This window comes from Streptomyces sp. NBC_01283 (assembly GCF_041435335.1).
Classification (GTDB): domain Bacteria; phylum Actinomycetota; class Actinomycetes; order Streptomycetales; family Streptomycetaceae; genus Streptomyces.
Genome location: NZ_CP108430.1, coordinates 6,121,466 through 6,140,420, shown reverse-complemented (window position 1 = coordinate 6,140,420; position 18,955 = coordinate 6,121,466). Strand labels below are relative to the sequence as shown.

The following is an 18,955-nucleotide window of genomic DNA, read 5'->3' as shown; positions in this document are numbered from 1 at the left end:
ATACGGAGGTCAGGGCACTACACGGCCACCGGGTACATCGACCCCCGCCGCCCCTCCGGCGAGGCGAGCCACTCCAGTTTCGCGGCCGTGTCCGCCTCCGGCAGCGGCGTGTGCAGCACGATCGTCAGGTCGGGCCGCGCGGGCACCCGCAACGCCGTCGACTCGACGTGCAGCGCCCCCACCAGCGGATGGATGAGCTCCTTGTGGACCTGGCCCGCGGGCCGCACGTCCCGCCGCTCCCACAGTTCGGTGAACTCCTCGCCCGCCGCCTCCCGTACCTCGGCGAGGACCGCCTGGAACCCCTCGTCGTCCGGGGTCTCCGAGCACGACGCCCGGAACTGCGCGACGACCGACTCCGCGTTCGTCCGCCAACTCACGCTCCGGGAGCGGTAGATGGGGTCGGTGAAGAAGTCCACGAGGCAGTTCTGGGTGATCTCGGGACGCATCCCGAAGACCATCCCGGCCGCGTCGTTGTACATGACGCAGTTGTAGTAGCGGTCCATGATGTGCGCCGGATACGGCATCCACGTGTCGATCAGCCGCTGCATCCCGTCGCTCATGCCCCGGTCGGCCTGCTCGACCTCGGGCGCGGGCGGGTTGAGCCCCGCCAGTACGTACAGGTGCCGCCGCTCGGCGCTCGACAGCTTCAGGACGCGGCCCACGGAGTCCAGGACCTGCGGCGACACCGAGATGTCGCGGCCCTGCTCAAGCCACTGGTACCAGGAGGCACCCACCCCGGCGAGCACGGCGACCTCCTCGCGGCGCAGCCCCGGCGTACGCCGCCGCGCGCCACCGTCCGGAAGGCCTGCCTCCGCGGGGCTGACCCGGGCCCGGCGGCTCATCAGGAACTCGCGCAGCTCACCGAGCCGCCGTGCCTTGGCCTCGTCCCGCGGCCGTACCACCGCCGCCTCACTCGTCCCTGCCATCGCAGCTCCCCCCTGCCTGGTGTTCCGACCACCAGCATAAGTTCCCGCTCCCCACGGCTGTTCCGGACGCCCGAAGCTCATTCCATGGCGATCGACACCACCACTACCCCGTCCCCCGCGGCCACGGCCCTCGCACCGCAGCCCCCGGCCCCCAAGCTCTCCTCGCGCGACAAACTCGTCCTCTTCGTGCTCTGCGCCGCCCAGTTCATGGTCGCGCTCGACTTCTCCGTGCTGAACGTGGCACTCCCGGTGCTCGGCGCCGACCTGGGCATGAGCCAGTCCGCGCTGCAGTGGGCGGTGACCGCGTTCGCGCTTCCCTCCGGCGGCTTCCTGCTGCTCTTCGGCCGCACCGGCGACCTGTTCGGCCGGCGCAAGCTGTTCCTCGGCGGCCTCGCCCTCTTCGGCCTCGCCTCACTGCTCGCCACCTTCGCCTGGGACCCGGCGTCCTTCCTCGCCGGGCGCGCGCTGCAGGGCGTGGGCGCGGCGGCCATCGTGCCGACCGGCATGTCGCTGCTCACCACGACGTTCCCCGAAGGGCCGCAGCGGGACCGGGCCCTCGGGATATCCGGCACGCTGCTCTCGCTCGGCTTCACGGTCGGCATGGTCCTCGGCGGCGTCCTCACCGACACGCTCGGCTGGCGCTCCACGATGGGCCTGCTGACCCTCTTCGCGCTGATCGTGCTGCCGCTCGCGCCGGGCCTGCTGCCGGAGTCCCGCACCCCGGACCGCCCCCGGCTCGACATCCCCGGCGCGGTCACCGTCACCGGCGGTCTGCTCGCCCTGATCTACGCGCTCTCCACGGCCGCCGAACGCGGCTTCGGCGGTACGGACGTCATCGTCACGCTGATCACCGGCGTCCTGCTGCTCGCTGCCTTCGGGTACATCGAGTCGCGCGCCGCGTCCCCCCTCGTCTCGCTGCCGATGCTGCGGCGGCGGACGGTGGCGTGGGGCAACCTGGGCGGTCTCGTCACCTTCTCGATGATGTCGGTGGTCGTCTTCGTCCTCACCCTGTACCTGCAGGAGGTCCTGAAGCTCTCGGCTTTCCGGACGGGTCTGGTCTTCGGCGTGCAGGGCGTGCTCTCGGTGGTCGCCGGGATCTACGCGCCGAAGGTCATCAGCCGCTTCGGGGCGCGCCGCACCCTGGTCGTCTCGCTCCTGGGCCAGGGCCTGCTCATCGCGACGCTGCTCGGCATCGACGAGGGCATGGGGTCGGTCTGGCTGGCCACGGCGGGCGTCTCGCTGGCGAGCATGTTCCACCTGGGCGCGATCATCTCGTACGGCGTGACGGTCACGTCGGGTGTCCCGGACGAGGAGCAGGGCCTGGCCACCGGCCTGGTGACGTCCACCCAGCAGGTGGGCATCACGATCGGCATCCCGCTCCTGGGGGTCCTGGCGACCACGGGCACGGATCTCCTGGCCGGGGCGCGGACGGTGCTCCTGATCGACGCGGCGGTGGTGCTCGTGGCGGCGGCCCTCGTAGCGCTGGGCCTGCGCACCCGGCGCAGCGCCTGAGGCGTGCGGCCCTAGGGCCGGTCGAGCCGGAGTCGCTCTGCCTTCGGGAGACCCGCGACCACCAGGTCGTACGAGTCCTCGACGAGCTCCCGGACCTGCTGGTCCGGGAGCTTCGCGTCAACCGTCACGGTGTTCCAGTGGCGCTTGTTCATGTGCCACCCCGGCACGATCTCCGGATGCGCGGCCCGCAGCTGGACCGCGATCTCGGGGTCGCACTTCAGGTTCACGGTCAGTGGCGAGGCGTCCAGCGAGGTCAGCGCGAACATCTTCCCCGCGACCTTGAACACCGAGGCCTCGGGGCCGAACGGAAACTCCTCGACCGCGTCGTTGAAGGACAAGCAGAACGCGCGCAGTTCCTGCGGATTCACGCCGACGTCTCCTTCTCCGCGCCCGCGGGCGCGACCGGCTCCACGAGCACCGTCACGATCTTGTTCCGGCGTCCGGCGGCGGATTCCGCGGTGAGCCGCAGCTCCCGTCCGTCCGGCAGCGGCACGACCGCGGACGCGTCGGCGATCGGCACCCGGCCAAGGGCCTTGGCCAGCAGGCCGCCCACCGTCTCGACGTCCTCGTCGTCGAACTCGTCGAGCCCGAAGAGCTCGCCGAGGTCGCCGATGTCCAGGCGCGCGGTGACGCGGTAGCAGCCGTCCGCGAGCTCCTCCACGGGCGGCAGTTCACGGTCGTACTCGTCGGTGATCTCGCCGACGATCTCTTCGAGGATGTCCTCGATGGTGACGATGCCGGCCGTGCCGCCGTACTCGTCGATGACGACGGCGACGTGGTTGCGCTCCTGCTGCATCTCGCGCAGCAGGTCGCCCGCGTTCTTCGTGTCGGGCACGAACGTCGCCGGGCGCATCGCCGTCGACACCAGGTCCGCCTCGCTGTCGCGGTTGATGTGCGTCTTGCGGGCCAGATCCTTGAGATAGACCATGCCGACGACGTCGTCCTCGCTCTCCCCGGTCACGGGGATGCGGGAGAAGCCGGAGCGCAGGGCGAGGGTCAGCGCCTGCCGGATGGTCTTGAAGCGCTCGATGGCGACCAAGTCCGTGCGGGGCACCATGACTTCGCGTACGAGGGTGTCGCCGAGCTCGAAGACGGAGTGCACCATGCGGCGCTCGTCGTCCTCGATGAGGGATTCCTTCTCGGCGAGGTCGACCATCGCGCGCAGCTCGGCCTCGGAGGCGAACGGGCCGCGCCGGAAGCCCTTGCCGGGTGTGAGCGCGTTGCCGATGAGGATCAGGAGCGGCGGGATCGGGCCCATGACGCGGGCCAGCGGCAGCAGGACGTACGCGGCGGCGGTGGCCGTGTTGAGCGGGTGCTGGCGGCCGATGGTGCGCGGCGAGACGCCCACGGCCACGTACGAGACGAGGACCATCACCGCGATGGCGACGGCCAGCGCCTGCCAGGTCTCGTCGAATTCGTTCAGGCAGGCGTACGTCACCAGGGATGCCGCCGCCATCTCGCACGCCACGCGTACGAGGAGCGCCACGTTGAGGTAGCGGGTGGGGTCGGCGGCGACCTGTGCGAGCTTGGCGCTGCCGCGCCGCCCGGAGCGGACCGCCTCCTCCGCGCGGAAGCTGGAGACACGGGCGATGCCCGCCTCGGCACAGGCCGCGAGCCAGGCGACGACGACCAGGGCGACGGCGCCCGCGATCAGCTGGAAACTCATGGCCCTACGAGACGGTGGGCGCGGGAGAAGGACCGGTCAGGCCGTTCTCGGCGCGCCAGCCGTCGACGATGGCCGCCTGGAGGCCGAACATCTCGGCCTTCTCGTCCGGCTCCTCATGGTCGTACCCGAGCAGGTGCAGCACCCCGTGGACGGTGAGCAGCTGGAGCTCCTCGTCCATGGAGTGCTCCGTGGGTGCTTCCTTGCCCTGCTTGATGGCGACCTCGGGGCAGAGCACGATGTCACCGAGGAGGCCCTGCGGGGCCTCCTCCTCGTCCTTGGCCGGCGGACGCAGCTCGTCCATCGGGAAGGACATGACGTCCGTCGGTCCCGGCAGGTCCATCCACTGGATGTGGAGCTGCTCCATGGCGTCCTCGTCCACGACGATCACCGAGAGCTCGGAGAGCGGGTGGATGCGCATCCGCGCGAGGGCGTAGCGGGCGATGTCGAGGATCGCCTGCTCGTCGACCTCGGTCCCGGATTCGTTGTTGACGTCGATCGACATGGTGCGGTTTCCGCTACTTCCCGTTTTTCTTGTTCTGCTGGCTGTCGTCGTACTTCTCGTACGCGTCGACGATACGGCCGACGAGCTTGTGCCGTACGACATCGTGCGAGGTGAGCCGCGAGAAGTGCACCTCGTCGATGCCGTCCAGGATGTCCTGGACCTGGCGCAGACCGGACTTGGTGCCGTTCGGCAGGTCGACCTGGGTGACGTCGCCCGTGATCACGATCTTCGACTCGAAGCCGAGGCGCGTGAGGAACATCTTCATCTGCTCGACGCTGGTGTTCTGCGCCTCGTCGAGAATGATGAACGCGTCGTTCAGGGTGCGGCCTCGCATGTACGCGAGCGGCGCGACCTCGATGGTCCCGGCCGCCATCAGGCGCGGGATCGAATCCGGGTCGAGCATGTCGTGCAGCGCGTCGTACAGCGGACGCAGATACGGGTCGATCTTCTCGTAGAGCGTGCCCGGCAGGAAGCCGAGCCGCTCGCCGGCCTCGACGGCGGGGCGGGTCAGGATGATGCGATTGACCTGCTTGGCCTGGAGGGCCTGCACGGCCTTGGCCATGGCGAGGTAGGTCTTGCCGGTGCCCGCGGGGCCGATGCCGAAGACGATGGTGTTCTTGTCGATGGCGTCGACGTAGCGCTTCTGGTTGAGCGTCTTGGGGCGGATCGTGCGGCCCCGGGACGAGAGGATGTTCTGCGTGAGGACCTCGGCCGGGGTCTCCGGTCCGTCGCCCTCTCCTGCGCCGTCCGCCCTGAGCATGGCGATCGAGCGTTCCACTGCGTCCTCCGTCATCGGCTGACCGGTGCGGAGCACCAGCATCATCTCGTCGAACAGACGCTGGATGAGGGCGACTTCATGGGCGTCACCGACAGCGCTGATCTCATTGCCCCGGACATGGATGTCGGCCGCCGGGAAGGCCTTCTCGATCACGCGCAACAGGGCGTCTCCGGAGCCGAGCACCGTCACCATCGGATGGTTCGCCGGGACGGTGAAGTGGGCTCGGGCCTGACCCTGGGCAGGGGTACGAGCTGTGGGTGATTGAGTCATGGGCCGGCACTCAGGCCTGCTCATCCTCCTCATGCGGGGCTTGGTGGCCGCTCGACAGCCTTGCACTGCCAAGAGTACGACGCACCACTGTCACGGCTGTAGGGCTTTTCCACTCCGGTCACGCACAGATGTGCGACTCCCGGGCGGCTCAGGGAGGCGGCTACGCGGACCGGAACCCGATCGTGGGCACGGCACGCCGCAGCGGCCACGGCCGGGTGGCCTCCGGAAGCAGCCCCTCCAGGAAGCCGTAGCGGCGCAGCGCCACCGGGTCCTGGTCGTCGACCTCCCGCACGGTGCGCCACCACGTGGCGACCTCCGCCCAGCCGGGCGCCGAGAGGGACCCCCCGAATTCCTGTACGGAAAGGGCCGCCGTGAGCCCCGCGAAGGCGAGCCGGTCCGCGAGCGGCCACCCGGCGAGCGTGCCGGTCACGAAGCCCGCCACGAAGACATCACCGGCCCCCGTGGGATCGAGGGCCTCCACCGCGATGGCCGGAACCTCGGCGGTCTCACCGGTCCGCCCGTCCACGGCGTACGCCCCTTCCGCACCCAGCGTCACCACGGCGAGCGGCACATGTTCGGTCAGCGCCCGCGCTGCGGCCCGCGGGCACTGCGTACGGGTGTACCGCATGGCCTCTTCCGCGTTCGGCAGGAACGCCTCGCAGTGCGCCAGGTCCGCGAGCCCCGCCAGATCCCAGCGCCCGGTGTCGTCCCAGCCGACGTCGGCGAAGATCCGGGTGCCCGAGCGGGCGGCCTCGGCGATCCACGGGGCGCGGGTGCCGGGCGTCAGGGAAGCGACGGCGGCACGCGCGCGGGGCGGGCAGGCCGGGGCGCCGCCGTCCGGCGATTCGGCGTCGGGCGGCGGCTCGTGCCCGTGGCTGACCATGGTCCGCTCGCCCTCGTACGCCATCGAGACGGTCACCGGCGAGTGCCAGCCGGGCACGGTGCGTGAGGTCGCCAGGTCGATGCCCTCGCCCTGTTCGAGCGCGTCCCAGCAGTACTCCCCGTAGTGGTCGTCCCCGAACGCCGCGGCGAGGGAGGTGCGCAGGCCGAGCCGGGCCAGCGCGGTCGCCATGTTGGCGACGCCACCGGGGCTCGATCCCATGCCGCGCGCCCAGGACTCGGTGCCGCGTACGGGCGCGGAGTCGAGTCCGGTGAAGATGATGTCGAGGAAGACCGTGCCGGTGAGGAAGACGTCGCAGGGCGGATCGCCTGCCCTGCGGGCTCCCTTGAGCGGGTCGATGCTGGGTTTGAGAGGTACGACCATGCAGGGACCGTAACGGACGGACGCCGGACGGGCCCGTCGCGGCCCGTCCGGCGTTCGAGGGCCTGCGCCCCTGCCGCGCCCTCCGCGGTCAGTCGAACGAATAGTCCGCGACCTCGGCGAGGTAGCGCGCCCGCAGTGCCTCGTCCTGAGCGCTGCCGTCGAGGAAGGACGCCTCGAAGGAGTTCCGCGCGAGCTCCCGCAGCCGCTCCTGGTCGAGCGCGAGGGCTTCCCGTACGGCGTGGAAGGTGTCGTCGACATAGCCGCCGAAGTAGGCGGGGTCGTCGGAGTTGACCGTGCACAGCAGCCCGGCGTCCATCATCGACGCGAGGGGATGCTCTTCGAGTACGTCGATGGCGCGCAGCCGGACGTTGGACAGCGGGCAGAGGGTGAGCGGGATCCGCTCGCGCACGAGGCGTTCCACCAGTTCCGGGTCCTCCACGCAGCGCAGCCCGTGGTCGATTCGCTCGACGCCCAGGACGTCCAGGGCCTCCGTGATGTACGCGGGCGGCCCCTCCTCGCCCGCGTGCGCGACGCGGCGCAGGCCGAGCGCCGCCGCCGCCTCGTACACCTCACGGAACTTGGCGGGCGGGTGGCCGACCTCGGCGGAGTCGAGGCCGACGCCGATGATCCGGTGCAGGTGGGGCTTGGCGGCCTCCAGCGTCTCCAGGGCCGACTCGGCGGACTCGTCGCGCAGGAAGCACATGATGAGCCGGGTCGAGATGCCGTGCCGCTCGACGCTGCGGTCGAGGGCGCGCCCGAGCCCTTCGATCACCGTGCCGATGGGGACGCCGCGCACCATGTGCGCCTGCGGGTCGAAGAAGATCTCGGCGTGCCGCACGCCCTGCCGGGCGGCCCTGGCCAGATACGCGTCGGCGAGCTCCTCGAAGTCCTCCTCGGTCCGCAGGACCGCCATCAGCCCGTAGTAGAGGTCGAGGAAGGACTGCAGGTCGTCGAAGAGGTAGGCCTTGCGGAGCTCTTCGGTGTCCGCGTACGGGAGGGTGACGCCGTTGCGGGCGGCGAGGGAGAAAGCCAGCTCGGGTTCGAGGGTGCCCTCGATGTGGAGGTGGAGTTCGGCTTTGGGAAGGGGCATGGCGGCGGCTCACTCAGGTGGTTCGTTTGGGCAGAGGTACACGCAACAGGTCTTGTGCGACGGTGAGTTCACCGTCGAATCCCGCTTCCCGGGCCTGCTGCTCGAATACGCCGGGGTCGGGGTAGCGCTGGCTGAAGTGGGTCAGCACGAGATGCCGGACACCGGAGTCCACGGCGACCCGGGCGGCCTGCCCCACGGTCAGGTGACCGTGGTCGGTGGCGAGCCGCTCGTCCTCGTCGAGGAAGGTGGACTCGATGACGAGCATGTCGCAGCCCTCGGCGAGGGCGTGGACGCCGTCGCAGAGCCGGGTGTCCATCACGAAGGCGAACTTCTGCCCCCGCCGCACCGTGCTCACGTCGTCGAGCGTGACGCCCCGCAGCTCGCCCTCCCGCTGCAGGCGTCCCACGTCGGGTCCCGCGATGCCGTGCTCGGCGAGCAGCGCCGGGAGTATCCGCCGGCCGTCGGGCTCCGTGACGCGGTAGCCGAAGGACTCGACGGGGTGCGAGAGCTTGACGGCGTCGAGCGTGAAGGAGGGGGTGACGGCCAGCTGTCCGTCGGCCGATACGGGCTCCTGGACGAGGGAGACGGTCTCGCGATAGGCGGTGGCGTACCGCAGCCGGTCGAAGAAGTGCTGCCCCGAGCTCGGGAAGTGCACCGTCACGTCGTGCGGGACGCGGTCCAGGTTGATCCGCTGGATGACGCCCGGCAGTCCCAGCGAGTGATCGCCGTGGAAGTGCGTGACGCAGATCCGGTGCAGGTCGTGCGCGGCGACCCCGGCACGCAGCATCTGCCGCTGCGTGCCCTCGCCGGGGTCGAAGAGGATGCCGTGGCCGTCCCAGAGCAGGACGTAGCCGTTGTGGTTGCGGTGCCGGGTGGGGACCTGGCTCGCGGTGCCGAGGACCACCAGTTCGCGTACGGACAAGGCGAGTTATCCGGGGGGCCACTGCAGGCCGCGTCCGCCCAGGACGTGGGCGTGCGCGTGGAAGACGGTCTGGCCCGCGCCGGAGCCGGTGTTGAAGACGATGCGGTAACTGTCCGCCTTCTCCTCGGCGGCGACCTCTCCTGCCTCGCGCAGGACGTCGGCGGCGACGGCCGGTTCGGCGGCGGCGAGGGTGGCGGCGTCCGGGTAGTGCGCCTTCGGGATGATCAGGACGTGGGTGGGGGCCTGCGGGTTGATGTCCCGGAAGGCGACGGTCGTGTCCGTCTCCCTGACGAGGGTCGCGGGTACGTCCCCTGCGACGATCTTGCAGAACAGGCAGTCAGCCTGCGGTTCTCCCGCCATGGGGCGCCTCCGGTCCTAGCTGGTTCACTGTGGCCCCCCGCATGCTATCCGGGCTGCGCCCTTGCCTGGCCCCTCCCTTGTCCCGCGGTGCCCTCCGCCCGAACGAGCCTCTCCCACCCACCCGCCCCGCCTCAGGCCCCCGGCAGTTCCGGTGCCGTCTTGGGAGGGGTCGTGTCCAAGGACGCCAGGGCCAGGCGGATGGCCTCGTCCAGTTGCGGGTCACGGCCCGACGCGTAGTCCTCCGGCGTCGTCACCACCTCCACGTCCGGGTCCACCCCGTAGTTCTCGACGCCCCACCCGTACCCCTCCAGCCAGAACGCGTACTTCGGCTGCGTCACCAGCGTCCCGTCCACCAGGCGGTACCGGCTGTCGATGCCGATGACCCCGCCCCACGTCCGCGTGCCCACCACGGGCCCGATCCCCAGCGCCTTGATCGCCGCGTTCACGATGTCCCCGTCGGAACCGGAGAATTCGTTGGCGACCACGACGACGGGACCCCGCGGCGCGTCTGCCGGGTAGCTGTACGGCTGCGCACCTCGCGGCAGGTCCCAGCCCACGATCTTCCGGGCCAGCTTCTCCACCACGAGCTGGGACGTGTGCCCGCCACGGTTCTCCCGTACGTCGACGACCAGTCCGTCCCGGGCCACCTCCACCCGCAGGTCCCGGTGGATCTGCGCCCAGCCGGGAGCCTGCATGTCCGGCACGTGCAGATACCCGAGCCGCCCCCCTGACCGCTCGTGGACGTACGCACGCCGGTCCACGACCCAGGCGTGGTACCGCAACGGCTCTTCGTCGTCGACGGGGATCACCACCGCGTGCCGCGGATCGCCGCCGCCCGATGGCGAGATCGTCAGCTCCACCGGCTTCCCCGCCGTACCCACCAGGAGCGGTCCAGGACCCGTCACCGGATCGACCGGACGCCCCGCGACGGCAAGGAGCACGTCCCCGGCCCGCACCGCCACCCCGGGCGCGGCGAGCGGCGACCGGGCGGCGGGGTCCGACGTCTCGGACGGCAGGATGCGGTCGATCCGCCACGCCCCGTCCGCGCCCCGCGAGAGATCCGCGCCGAGCAGCCCCTGCCGCACCGCCGCACTCCCCCAGGCCCCGCCCCCCATGACGTACGCGTGCGAGGTGCCGAGTTCACCGGCCACCTCCCACAGGAGGTCCACGAGGTCGTCGTGCGTGGCGACCCGGTCGAGGACCGGCCGGTACCGGTCGAGTACGCCGTCCCAGTCGACCCCGCCCAGATCGGGCCGCCAGAAGTTGTCCCGCATGAGACGCCCGGCCTCGTCGTACATCTGGCGCCATTCGGCGGCGGGATCGACGGTCTGCCTGACCCGCGTGAGGTCGACGGTGATGTTCGAGTCGGAGCTCTCGTCACCGGACGCCCGCCGGTCGCTCGGCACGACCTTCAGCTTCCCGTCGGCCCACAGCAGGACCCGCTTGCCGTCGCCGCTGACGGCGAAGTGGTCGGCGTCGGAGGCCAGTTCCTCGATGCGCTGCTGTACGAGGTCGTAGCGTTCGAGCTCGGTCCGCGGGTCGGGATCGGACGGGGTGGCCCGGGACGCGCCGAGGACGCCCCGCACGGGATGCCGCAGCCACAGGACGCCGTCCTTGGCGGCCCGCAGCGTCGAGTAGCGGGCGGCCTCGACCGGGAAGGGCACGATGCGGTCGGCGAGACCGTCGAGGTCGATGCGGGTGACGGGCGAGCCCTCGCTGTCCGGGGTCTCGTCCTTGTCGGGCGCCTCGAAGGGCCGCCCGTGCCGCTGCGGCCCGAAGGGCGAGGGGGTCGTGGCGGCCAGCGTGATCAGGTGGGGCCGCGAACCCCCGACGAAGGCGAGGTCGAAGACGTGCTCGTCGTAGACGGGGTCGAAGGCGCGCGCGGACAGGAACGCCAGGTGCTTGCCGTCCAGGGTGAACGCGGGCGCGTAGTCACGGAACCGCAGCGGTGTCGCCTCGGACACCGAGAGGTCAGCGGTGTTCGCCAGCTTCAGCTGCCGCAGCGGACTCGGCCCCGGATGCGACCACGCGAGCCAGGCCGAGTCCGGCGAGAAGACGAGCCCGGTGGCATCCCCGTGCTCCCCGCGGTCGACCTCACGCACCTCGCCGCTCTCCCGCTCCACCAGGAGCACCCGCCCGTCGTGCGAGGCGACGGCGGCGCGGCTGCCGTCGGGCGCCATGGCGAGCCCGAGCACCCGGCCGAGCTGCCCGGCGGCGATCCTGCGCGGTGTGGCTCCGGGCGCGAGCCCCGTGGCCGGTGCGAACTGGAGCGCGTCGTCGCCCTCCGCGTCCGTCACCCACACGACGTGTTCCTCGCCGTCGACGCGGAACGTGCGCGGCAGTCGTGCGCGCACTCCGTGCTCGGCGGCGAGCGCGCGGGCGGGCCCCTCGCGGTGGGTCACCCAGTGCACGCCGCCGCGCACGGAGACGGCGCTGCCCCGGCCCGTGTGGTCGGGGGTGGCGGCGCCGAACCAGCGCGCGGCGGTCACGGGGTACGGCTGGAGGTCGGTGCGCTGGCCGCCGAGGCGGACGTCGACGCGGCGCGGCTCGGCGTCCACCAGGTCGTCCAGGAGCCAGAGTTCACCCGCCGACGCGTACACGACGCGGGTGCCGTCGGTGGCGGCGTGCCGGGCGTAGAAGCCGTCGACATTCGTGTGCCGGCGCAGATCGGAGCCGTCGGGCAGCGAGGAGTAGACGGCGCCGACGCCTTCGTGGTCGGAGAGGAACGCGATGCGCTCACCCACCCACAGCGGGTACTCGATGTTGCCGTCGAGCTCTTCGTGGACGCGTACGAAGCGGGCGTCGCCGCCTTCGTCGTCCGTGTCCCCGCGCCGGATCCAGAGCTTGCCCGCCGTGCCACCGCGGTACCGCTTCCACCAGGCGGCCTCGCGGCCCATCGGCGCGGAGAGCAGCAGGACCTGGCCGTCGTGCGGGCCGTGCGCGACGTCCCCCACGATTCCGTACGGCAGCGTGTCCGCGGGCCCGCCGTCCAGCGGAACGGCCCGCGCCCAGCTGCGGCGCAGGGAGGCCTGGCCGGACGTGCTGATGGCGAGGACCTGCCCTTCCGGGGTCCAGCCCCGCACCGACGTGCGGGAACTGCCCCAGTACGTCAGGCGCTTGGAGGAGCCGCCGTCGACCGGGGCGACGTGCACCTCGGGGGCGCCGTCACGCGTGGACGTCCAGGCGACGGTCGTTCCGTCCGGGGAGATGCGGGGGTGGTTCACCGGCATGTTGTCGGCGCTGACGCGCCATGCCCGGCCACCTTCGAGAGGAGCGACCCAGACGTCGTCCTCGGCGGTGAAGGCGACCAACTCGTCGCGCAGGTGCGGAAACCGGAGATACGCAGGGTGCCCAGTCAGTGTCACCCGGCCAGCCTAGGCAGCCCCGGCGGAACCGGACAGCGTTTTGGATCACTTGCCCTTGAAGCACGAGCACGTGGGATCGGGCTGCTGGGGCGGCGGGTCGGGCGTGACGGTCACCGTCACGGTCGCCGTGGGCGGCTGGTCCGGCTGATCGCCGCCGTGGTCTCCGCCGTCGTCACCGCCGTTGTCGCTTCCGTCGTCACCGCCGGCGCAGTCGCCGAGGACGTCCACCCGGAACCACTGCTTGCCGTCGACATCGGCGGTCAGGTTCCCGCGTACGCAGTGTCCGTCGACGACGGACCACACCGTGCCCTTGACGGTGATGGTGCTGGTGTCGTTCGAGCCCTTGTCCTTCTTGGCCTGTCCCTGGCAGTCGACGGTGGCGACGGCATCGCGGTCCGGGGATTCACTGGACGGGGTGACCTTGTCCTTGTAGCGGGCGGTACAGCTGATCCACAGCACGTCGAGGTGCTGCCCCTCCAACTCCTTGGTCGCCATCTCGTCGGTGGTGATCGCGATGACCGCGGTGTTCATGCCTCCGTCGGCCGGATCGCACGCGGCGACCCCGATCACCGCCGCCCCCGCGAATCCGACGGCGCACAGCACCCGCCGCCGTCCGCGTACGTCCACCGCACGATCACGTAAGCGTCTCAATGCCCCCATAGGCGGCAGAGTGCCATCGCGCGCCGCCTGACGACAGACACCTTTGCGTCCAACTCCCAAGGCCCCTTCGGGACGGTGCCTCAGCCGCGCAGCAGCAGCCACTCCTGTAGTTCCACCAAGTTTCCCTCCGGGTCCTTGAGGTGGGCGACCCGCATGCGGTCCGTCAGGGGGGCGGGGCCCTGGGCGATGGTGCCGCCGCGTTCGGCGATCCGGCGGCAGTGGGCGTCGAGGTCGTCGACCCGCAGCACCACCAGTGAGCGGTGTCCGGTCGCCGACTCCCCCAGCTCGTCGAGGAGCTGGGCCATCATGGAGCGGTCCTGGAGCGCGATGCCCGCGGAACCGGCCGCCGGGCTGAACTTCTCGTACGGCCCGTCCACCGCCCCCGACTGCGGCTTGAGGCCGAGGATGTCGGCGTAGAAGTGGTAGCAGGCGCTGAAGTCCGTTACGAGCAGTCGTACTTGGGCCAGTTCCACGGCATCTCCCTCACCCGGGGCGGGGGTTCAGGACCAGCGGCCCGTACGCCCCAGGAGCAGTGCGGCCGCCGCCGTCCCCGCGGTCGACGTACGCAACACGCTACGCCCCAGGCGGTACGGCTTCGCGCCCGCGTCCGCGAAGGCCGCGAGCTCGTCCGGGGAGACGCCGCCCTCGGGGCCGACCACCAGGACGATGTGCCCGGCAGCCGGAAGGTCCGCCGTGGCCAGCGGTTCGCTGCCTTCCTCGTGCAGGACCGCGGCGAGGTCGGCGGTGCCCAGGAGCGCCGCCACCTGCTTGGTGGACAGGGCGTCCGCGACCTCGGGGAAGCGCACCCGGCGTGACTGCTTGCCCGCCTCGCGCGCCGTGGCACGCCACTTGCCGAGCGCCTTGAGCCCGCGCTCGCCCTTCCACTGGGTGATGCAGCGCGACGCGGACCAGGGCACGATCGCGTCGACGCCGGTCTCCGTCATGGTCTCGACGGCGAGTTCACCGCGGTCGCCCTTGGGCAGCGCCTGTACGACGGTGATCCGGGGCTCCTGCGGCGCCTCCTCCTGTACGGAGTCCATCCGCAGGATCAGCCGGTCCTTGCCCTCGGTGTCCAGGACCACGCAGTCGGCCCAGCGTCCGGCCCCGTCGGTCAGGACGACGTCCTCACCGGCGTGCAGCCGCTTCACGGAGACGGCGTGTCGCCCTTCGGGACCGTCGAGCACGAAGCGTCCGCCGTCCGCGGCAGTGTTCTCGAAGGTCCCGAAGGTCTCGACGACGAAGACGGGCGCGGTCACGCCTGGCTCCCGGGCTGGGTCCCCTGCTGCCCTCCGGCTGCCAACGCGTCCTTCGCCTCGGCCAGTTCGGCCGCGAGGACCTCCACGAGCTGCCCGGCGGGCAGCTCCCGCGCCATGCGGTGGCCCTGGCCCGCCCACAGCGCCATGCCCTGCGCGTCACCGGCCTTGGCGGCGGCCTTGCGCAGGCCGCTGGTGAGGTGGTGGATCTGGGGGTAGGCGGCGGGGGCGTACGGCCCGTGCTCGCGCATGAAGCGGTTGACCAGGCCCCGCGCGGGGCGTCCCGAGAAGGCCCGGGTCAGTTCGGTGCGGGTGAACAGCGGATTGGTCATGGCCTGCTTGTGCAGGGCGTTGGCGCCCGACTCGGGGCAGACCAGGAAGGCCGTGCCGAGCTGCGCGGCGTCCGCGCCGGCCGCGAGCACCGCGGCGATCTGCGAGCCGCGCATCAGGCCACCGGCCGCGACGACCGGGATCTGCACGGTGTCGCGCACCTGCGCGATGAGCGAGAGGAGGCCGAGCCCGGCGCCGTCCGTCTCGGGGTTGTCGCGGTGCGTGCCCTGGTGGCCGCCCGCCTCGATGCCCTGCACGCACACGGCGTCGGCGCCCGACCACTGGGCGGTCTGCGCCTCTTCGGGCGAGGTGACGGTGGCGACGGTGATCGTGCCGACCCGCGCGAAGGCGTCGAAGACGTCACGGGTGGGGCAGCCGAAGGTGAACGACACCAGCGGCACCGGGTCCTCGACGAGGATCGCGAGCTTGGCGTCGTAGCCGTCGTCGCGGCCGCTGTCCGGGTCGCCGAGCTGCGTCTCGTACCAGGCGGCCTCACCGGCGAGCTGGTTGCGGTAGACGTCGACGGCGGCGGCATCGGCGTACTCGGGCTGCGGCATGAAGAGGTTCACGCCGAACGGCCGGCTCGTGAGCCCCCGCAGCTGTTTGATCTCCTGGTACATCCCGTCGGCCGTTTTGTACCCGGCGGCGAGGAATCCGAGCCCCCCGGCCTCGCAGACGGCCGCGGCGAGCTGAGGGCACGAAGCGCCGCCCGCCATGGGGGCCTGCACGATCGGAAGGCGGCAGAGATCGGTCAGTGCGGAGGACATGAACGCATCGTGCCATGACCTGGCCGGGGGGCCGAATCGCGCCTCACGGCGGGCCCGCGGGCGCCTGCCGCGGGCTACAGACTTTCCCGCCCACCCACCCGATACCCCGCAGAAATCGACAATGCTCCGGTGCCGGAGGGCAAACCCTCCGGCACCGGAGCACCGGAATCTCAGCGACCGTTGAACGCGTCCTTCAGGCGCGAGAACAGACCCTGCTGCCCCGGCTGGAACTGCCCGGTGGGCCGCTCCTCGCCCCGCAGCACCGCCAGCTCCCGAAGGACCCGCTCCTGCTCCGCGTCCAGCTTGCTCGGCGTGAGGACCTCGACGTGCACGATGAGGTCACCGCGACCGCCGCCCCGCAGGTGCGTGATGCCCCTGCCGTGCAGCGGCACCGACTGTCCTGACTGCGTGCCCGGCCGGATGTCGACCTCCTCCAGGCCGTCCAGCGTCTCCAGGGGCACCTTGGTGCCCAGAGCCGCGGCCGTCATGGGGATGGTGACCGTGCAGTGCAAGTCGTCCCCGCGCCGCTGGAACACGGCGTGCGGCAGCTCGTGGATCTCCACGTACAGGTCGCCTGCGGGGCCGCCACCGGGGCCGACCTCGCCCTCGCCCGCGAGCTGGATCCGCGTGCCGTTGTCGACACCGGCGGGGATCTTCACGGTGAGCGTCCGCCGCGACCGGATGCGGCCGTCGCCGGCGCACTCGGGGCAGGGGGTGGGCACGACCGTGCCGAAGCCCTGACACTGCGGGCACGGCCGCGACGTCATGACCTGGCCGAGGAACGACCGCGTGACCTGCGACACCTCACCGCGACCGCGGCACATGTCACACGTTTGAGCGGACGTACCCGGCGCGGCACCTTCACCGCTGCAGGTCGTACATACGACCGCCGTGTCGACCTGTATGTCCTTGGTGGTCCCGAAGGCCGCCTCGTCCAGGTCGATCTCGAGCCGGATCATGGCGTCCTGGCCACGGCGCGTGCGCGACCGGGGGCCACGCTGCGACGCCGTCCCGAAGAACGCGTCCATGATGTCCGAGAAGTTGCCGAAGCCACCGGCCCCGAAACCGCCCGCACCGCCGCCGCCCGCCTGGGACAGCGGGTCGCCGCCGAGGTCGTAGACCTGCTTCTTCTGCGGGTCCGACAACACCTCGTACGCGGCGTTGATCTCCTTGAAGCGCTCCTGAGTCTTCGGATCCGGATTCACGTCCGGGTGAAGCTCTCGCGCAAGCCTCCGGAAGGCCTTCTTGATTTCGTCCTGGGAAGCGTCGCGGCGCACGCCTAGTACGGCGTAGTAGTCCGTGGCCACTTACGACTCCGCCAGGATCTGTCCGACGTAACGTGCCACTGCGCGTACTGCTCCCATCGTTCCCGGATAGTCCATGCGGGTCGGGCCGACCACGCCGAGTTTGGCTACTGCCTCGCTGCCCGAACCGTAGCCGACGGAGACCACGGACGTAGAGCTGAGTCCCTCATGGGCGTTCTCGTGACCGATCCGTACGGTCATGCCCGAATCCGTGGCCTCGCCAAGCAACTTGAGCAGGACGACCTGCTCCTCAAGAGCCTCCAGGACGGGCCTGATGGTGAGGGGAAAGTCATGTCCGAAGCGGGTGAGATTGGCCGTTCCGCCGATCATCAGCCGCTCCTCGGTCTCCTCGACCAAGGTTTCGAGGAGTGTGGAGAGCACCGTCGCCACGGTGCCACGGTCCTCCGCGTCGAAGGACTCCGTCATGTCCTGCACGAGCTGCGGCACGTCCGCGAAGCGGCGGCCCGCGACCCTGCTGTTGAGCCGCGCCCGCAGATCCGCGAGCGAGGTCTCCCCGAACGGGGCAGGACAGTCGATCATGCGCTGCTCGACCCGGCCCGTGTCCGTGATCAGGACGAGCATCAGACGGGCCGGAGCCAGTGAGAGCAGCTCCACGTGCCGCACCGTCGACCGCGTGAGCGACGGGTACTGCACGACCGCGACCTGCCGGGTCAGCTGCGCGAGCAGCCGCACCGTGCGCGCCACGACGTCGTCGAGGTCGACGGCGCCGTCGAGGAAGTTCTGGATGGCCCTGCGCTCCGGCGCCGCCATCGGCTTGACGCCCGCGAGCCGGTCGACGAAGAGGCGGTACCCCTTGTCGGTCGGGATGCGCCCGGCACTCGTGTGAGGCTGGGCGATGAACCCTTCCTCCTCCAGCGCCGCCATGTCGTTGCGGACCGTGGCGGGGGACACACCGAGACTGTGCCGCTCGGTGAGCGCCTTGGAGCCGACGGGCTCCTCGGTGCCGACGTAGTCATGGACGATGGCGCGCAGCACCTCGAGCCTGCGTTCACTGAGCATCCGCGCAACACCTCCACCTTTTCGCCCTGCAACCTGTCTGCCCCGTGGTCTGCCTGGCACTCCCCGCGGGTGAGTGCCAGCCTTGCACCGCGCCCAGTGTACGGCCGCGAGGTACGGGCCCGGCAAGGGCCGGACCCCCTGTCTCGGTCCGGCGGGTGAGCGCACTGCTGCCGAGCCGCCCGCGCGGCGCTAGCGTCGCCTTATGAACGTGACGCCGGCTTGGGACGAGGCAGGGTGGGAGCGGCTCGCGCCGCATGTGGGACGGCGGCGCCTCCCGGTCTGGGACTGTACGGCCGGGCTTGTCGTCGGCGGTGAATCGGCGCTGATGATCGAGGCGGGGGCGACCCTGCGCGAGGGGGCGGAGCTGCGCACCCAGGCGCGCGGCATCCTCGGCGGGGGCCGCCGGGTCACCCATCTCGCCCTGACGCACCCGCACTTCGACCATGTGCTCGGCGCCGCGGCGTTCGCGGGCGTGGAGGTGTACGGCGCGGTGGGCCTCGACACGCTGCTCGCTAAGGGCCGCGACGAGCTGCGCGATTCCGCCGTGCGGCACGGGGTCGCGCCGGACGCGGCGGCGGAGGCCGCCGACCTGCTCGTCCACCCGCACCACACGGTGTGCGGGGAGTGGACGCTCGACCTGGGCGGCGGGGTGCAGGTGCTGCTCGCGAACGTCGGCCCGGGACACACGGGCCACGACCTGGCGGTCCTGGTCCCCGGCACGGCGGACTCCCCGGAGATCGTCTTCTGCGGCGATCTGGTCGAGGAGTCGGGTGAACCGCAGGCCGGTGACGACGCGGTCCCGAAGCGGTGGCCTGCGGCGCTCGACCGGCTGCTCGACCTGGGCGGGGAGGACGCGCTGTACGTGCCGGGGCACGGTGCGGTGGTCGATGCGGCATTTGTCCGTGCGCAACGGGCCACACTGGCGGCCCGCTTCGGCGTGTCGTAGCGAGCCTCCCCCTACTTCTT

At 71.3% G+C, this 18,955-nt stretch carries 18 protein-coding genes; 2 read left to right on the top strand and 16 right to left on the bottom strand.

Annotated features, from left to right (window positions below; genetic code table 11):
• Positions 1 to 17: 17 nt before the first annotated feature.
• Entirely contained in the window at positions 18 to 926 is a 909-nt protein-coding gene (locus OG302_RS27745; protein ID WP_371529250.1) for a helix-turn-helix transcriptional regulator, read from the bottom strand.
• An 84-nt stretch (positions 927 to 1,010) separates the two neighbouring features.
• Here OG302_RS27745 and OG302_RS27740 point away from each other — a divergent pair, with 84 nt between their 5' ends.
• The gene (locus OG302_RS27740; protein ID WP_371529249.1) at positions 1,011 to 2,438 is read left to right on the top strand and encodes an MFS transporter; all 1,428 of its coding nucleotides are present in this window, start codon (positions 1,011 to 1,013) and stop codon (positions 2,436 to 2,438) included.
• 11 nt (positions 2,439 to 2,449) lie between these two features.
• On the opposite strand, the gene OG302_RS27735 is transcribed toward OG302_RS27740, so the two are convergent.
• The 15 genes from OG302_RS27735 to hrcA form a co-directional block, all read right to left on the bottom strand.
• Complete coding sequence (locus tag OG302_RS27735) at positions 2,450 to 2,806, bottom strand: MmcQ/YjbR family DNA-binding protein (RefSeq protein ID WP_371529248.1); 357 nt, start codon at positions 2,804 to 2,806, stop codon at positions 2,450 to 2,452.
• On the bottom strand, positions 2,803 to 4,104 hold the full coding sequence (locus tag OG302_RS27730; protein WP_371529247.1) for a hemolysin family protein: 1,302 nt from the start codon (positions 4,102 to 4,104) through the stop codon (positions 2,803 to 2,805). The genes OG302_RS27735 and OG302_RS27730 overlap by 4 nt, the downstream gene beginning before the upstream one ends.
• A gap of 4 nt (positions 4,105 to 4,108) precedes the next feature.
• Positions 4,109 to 4,606 carry an rRNA maturation RNase YbeY gene (ybeY, locus tag OG302_RS27725; protein WP_361828095.1) on the bottom strand — a complete coding sequence of 166 codons (498 nt, stop codon included), beginning with the start codon at positions 4,604 to 4,606 and terminating at the stop codon, positions 4,109 to 4,111.
• A gap of 13 nt (positions 4,607 to 4,619) precedes the next feature.
• On the bottom strand, positions 4,620 to 5,654 hold the full coding sequence (locus OG302_RS27720; protein ID WP_371529246.1) for a PhoH family protein: 1,035 nt from the start codon (positions 5,652 to 5,654) through the stop codon (positions 4,620 to 4,622).
• A 160-nt stretch (positions 5,655 to 5,814) separates the two neighbouring features.
• A complete protein-coding gene (locus OG302_RS27715; RefSeq protein ID WP_371529245.1) occupies positions 5,815 to 6,918 on the bottom strand; it encodes a carbohydrate kinase family protein in 1,104 nt (367 codons plus the stop codon).
• An 88-nt stretch (positions 6,919 to 7,006) separates the two neighbouring features.
• Complete coding sequence (locus OG302_RS27710) at positions 7,007 to 8,008, bottom strand: adenosine deaminase (protein WP_371529244.1); 1,002 nt, start codon at positions 8,006 to 8,008, stop codon at positions 7,007 to 7,009.
• A gap of 13 nt (positions 8,009 to 8,021) precedes the next feature.
• Positions 8,022 to 8,930, bottom strand: a complete 909-nt coding sequence (locus tag OG302_RS27705; protein ID WP_371529243.1) for a ribonuclease Z — start codon at positions 8,928 to 8,930, stop codon at positions 8,022 to 8,024.
• A 6-nt stretch (positions 8,931 to 8,936) separates the two neighbouring features.
• Positions 8,937 to 9,290 carry a histidine triad nucleotide-binding protein gene (locus tag OG302_RS27700; RefSeq protein WP_371529242.1) on the bottom strand — a complete coding sequence of 118 codons (354 nt, stop codon included), beginning with the start codon at positions 9,288 to 9,290 and terminating at the stop codon, positions 8,937 to 8,939.
• Positions 9,291 to 9,421: 131 nt separating this feature from the next.
• Positions 9,422 to 12,655: a S41 family peptidase gene (locus OG302_RS27695; RefSeq protein WP_371529241.1), complete on the bottom strand. Its 3,234-nt coding sequence runs from the start codon at positions 12,653 to 12,655 to the stop codon at positions 9,422 to 9,424.
• Positions 12,656 to 12,700: 45 nt separating this feature from the next.
• Entirely contained in the window at positions 12,701 to 13,282 is a 582-nt protein-coding gene (locus OG302_RS27690; protein ID WP_371529240.1) for a hypothetical protein, read from the bottom strand.
• A gap of 113 nt (positions 13,283 to 13,395) precedes the next feature.
• Positions 13,396 to 13,788: a VOC family protein gene (locus OG302_RS27685; RefSeq protein WP_371529239.1), complete on the bottom strand. Its 393-nt coding sequence runs from the start codon at positions 13,786 to 13,788 to the stop codon at positions 13,396 to 13,398.
• A 27-nt stretch (positions 13,789 to 13,815) separates the two neighbouring features.
• Positions 13,816 to 14,571: a 16S rRNA (uracil(1498)-N(3))-methyltransferase gene (locus OG302_RS27680; RefSeq protein ID WP_371529238.1), complete on the bottom strand. Its 756-nt coding sequence runs from the start codon at positions 14,569 to 14,571 to the stop codon at positions 13,816 to 13,818.
• Entirely contained in the window at positions 14,568 to 15,665 is a 1,098-nt protein-coding gene (locus tag OG302_RS27675) for a nitronate monooxygenase (protein WP_371529237.1), read from the bottom strand. Before OG302_RS27675 ends, OG302_RS27680 begins: the two co-directional genes overlap by 4 nt.
• A 170-nt stretch (positions 15,666 to 15,835) precedes the next feature.
• The gene (dnaJ, locus tag OG302_RS27670) at positions 15,836 to 16,972 is read right to left on the bottom strand and encodes a molecular chaperone DnaJ (protein ID WP_361828118.1); all 1,137 of its coding nucleotides are present in this window, start codon (positions 16,970 to 16,972) and stop codon (positions 15,836 to 15,838) included.
• On the bottom strand, positions 16,973 to 17,989 hold the full coding sequence (gene hrcA / locus OG302_RS27665) for a heat-inducible transcriptional repressor HrcA (RefSeq protein WP_351160429.1): 1,017 nt from the start codon (positions 17,987 to 17,989) through the stop codon (positions 16,973 to 16,975). It abuts the gene before it with no gap.
• A gap of 202 nt (positions 17,990 to 18,191) precedes the next feature.
• Between hrcA and OG302_RS27660 the strand changes: the two genes are divergently transcribed.
• Positions 18,192 to 18,935, top strand: coding sequence for an MBL fold metallo-hydrolase (locus tag OG302_RS27660; RefSeq protein ID WP_371529236.1), 744 nt, complete (start codon positions 18,192 to 18,194; stop codon positions 18,933 to 18,935).
• The last annotated feature ends 20 nt before the right edge of the window (positions 18,936 to 18,955 follow it).

Coding starts and splice junctions, on each gene's coding strand:
- ybeY (WP_361828095.1), bottom strand. CDS start 4,606: ATGTCGATCGACGTCAACAACGAATCCGGGACCGAGGTCGACGAGCAG.
- OG302_RS27745 (WP_371529250.1), bottom strand. CDS start 926: ATGGCAGGGACGAGTGAGGCGGCGGTGGTACGGCCGCGGGACGAGGCC.
- OG302_RS27660 (WP_371529236.1), top strand. CDS start 18,192: ATGAACGTGACGCCGGCTTGGGACGAGGCAGGGTGGGAGCGGCTCGCG.
- OG302_RS27740 (WP_371529249.1), top strand. CDS start 1,011: ATGGCGATCGACACCACCACTACCCCGTCCCCCGCGGCCACGGCCCTC.
- OG302_RS27675 (WP_371529237.1), bottom strand. CDS start 15,665: ATGTCCTCCGCACTGACCGATCTCTGCCGCCTTCCGATCGTGCAGGCC.
- OG302_RS27715 (WP_371529245.1), bottom strand. CDS start 6,918: ATGGTCGTACCTCTCAAACCCAGCATCGACCCGCTCAAGGGAGCCCGC.
- hrcA (WP_351160429.1), bottom strand. CDS start 17,989: ATGCTCAGTGAACGCAGGCTCGAGGTGCTGCGCGCCATCGTCCATGAC.
- OG302_RS27730 (WP_371529247.1), bottom strand. CDS start 4,104: ATGAGTTTCCAGCTGATCGCGGGCGCCGTCGCCCTGGTCGTCGTCGCC.
- OG302_RS27720 (WP_371529246.1), bottom strand. CDS start 5,654: ATGACTCAATCACCCACAGCTCGTACCCCTGCCCAGGGTCAGGCCCGA.
- OG302_RS27710 (WP_371529244.1), bottom strand. CDS start 8,008: ATGCCCCTTCCCAAAGCCGAACTCCACCTCCACATCGAGGGCACCCTC.
- OG302_RS27700 (WP_371529242.1), bottom strand. CDS start 9,290: ATGGCGGGAGAACCGCAGGCTGACTGCCTGTTCTGCAAGATCGTCGCA.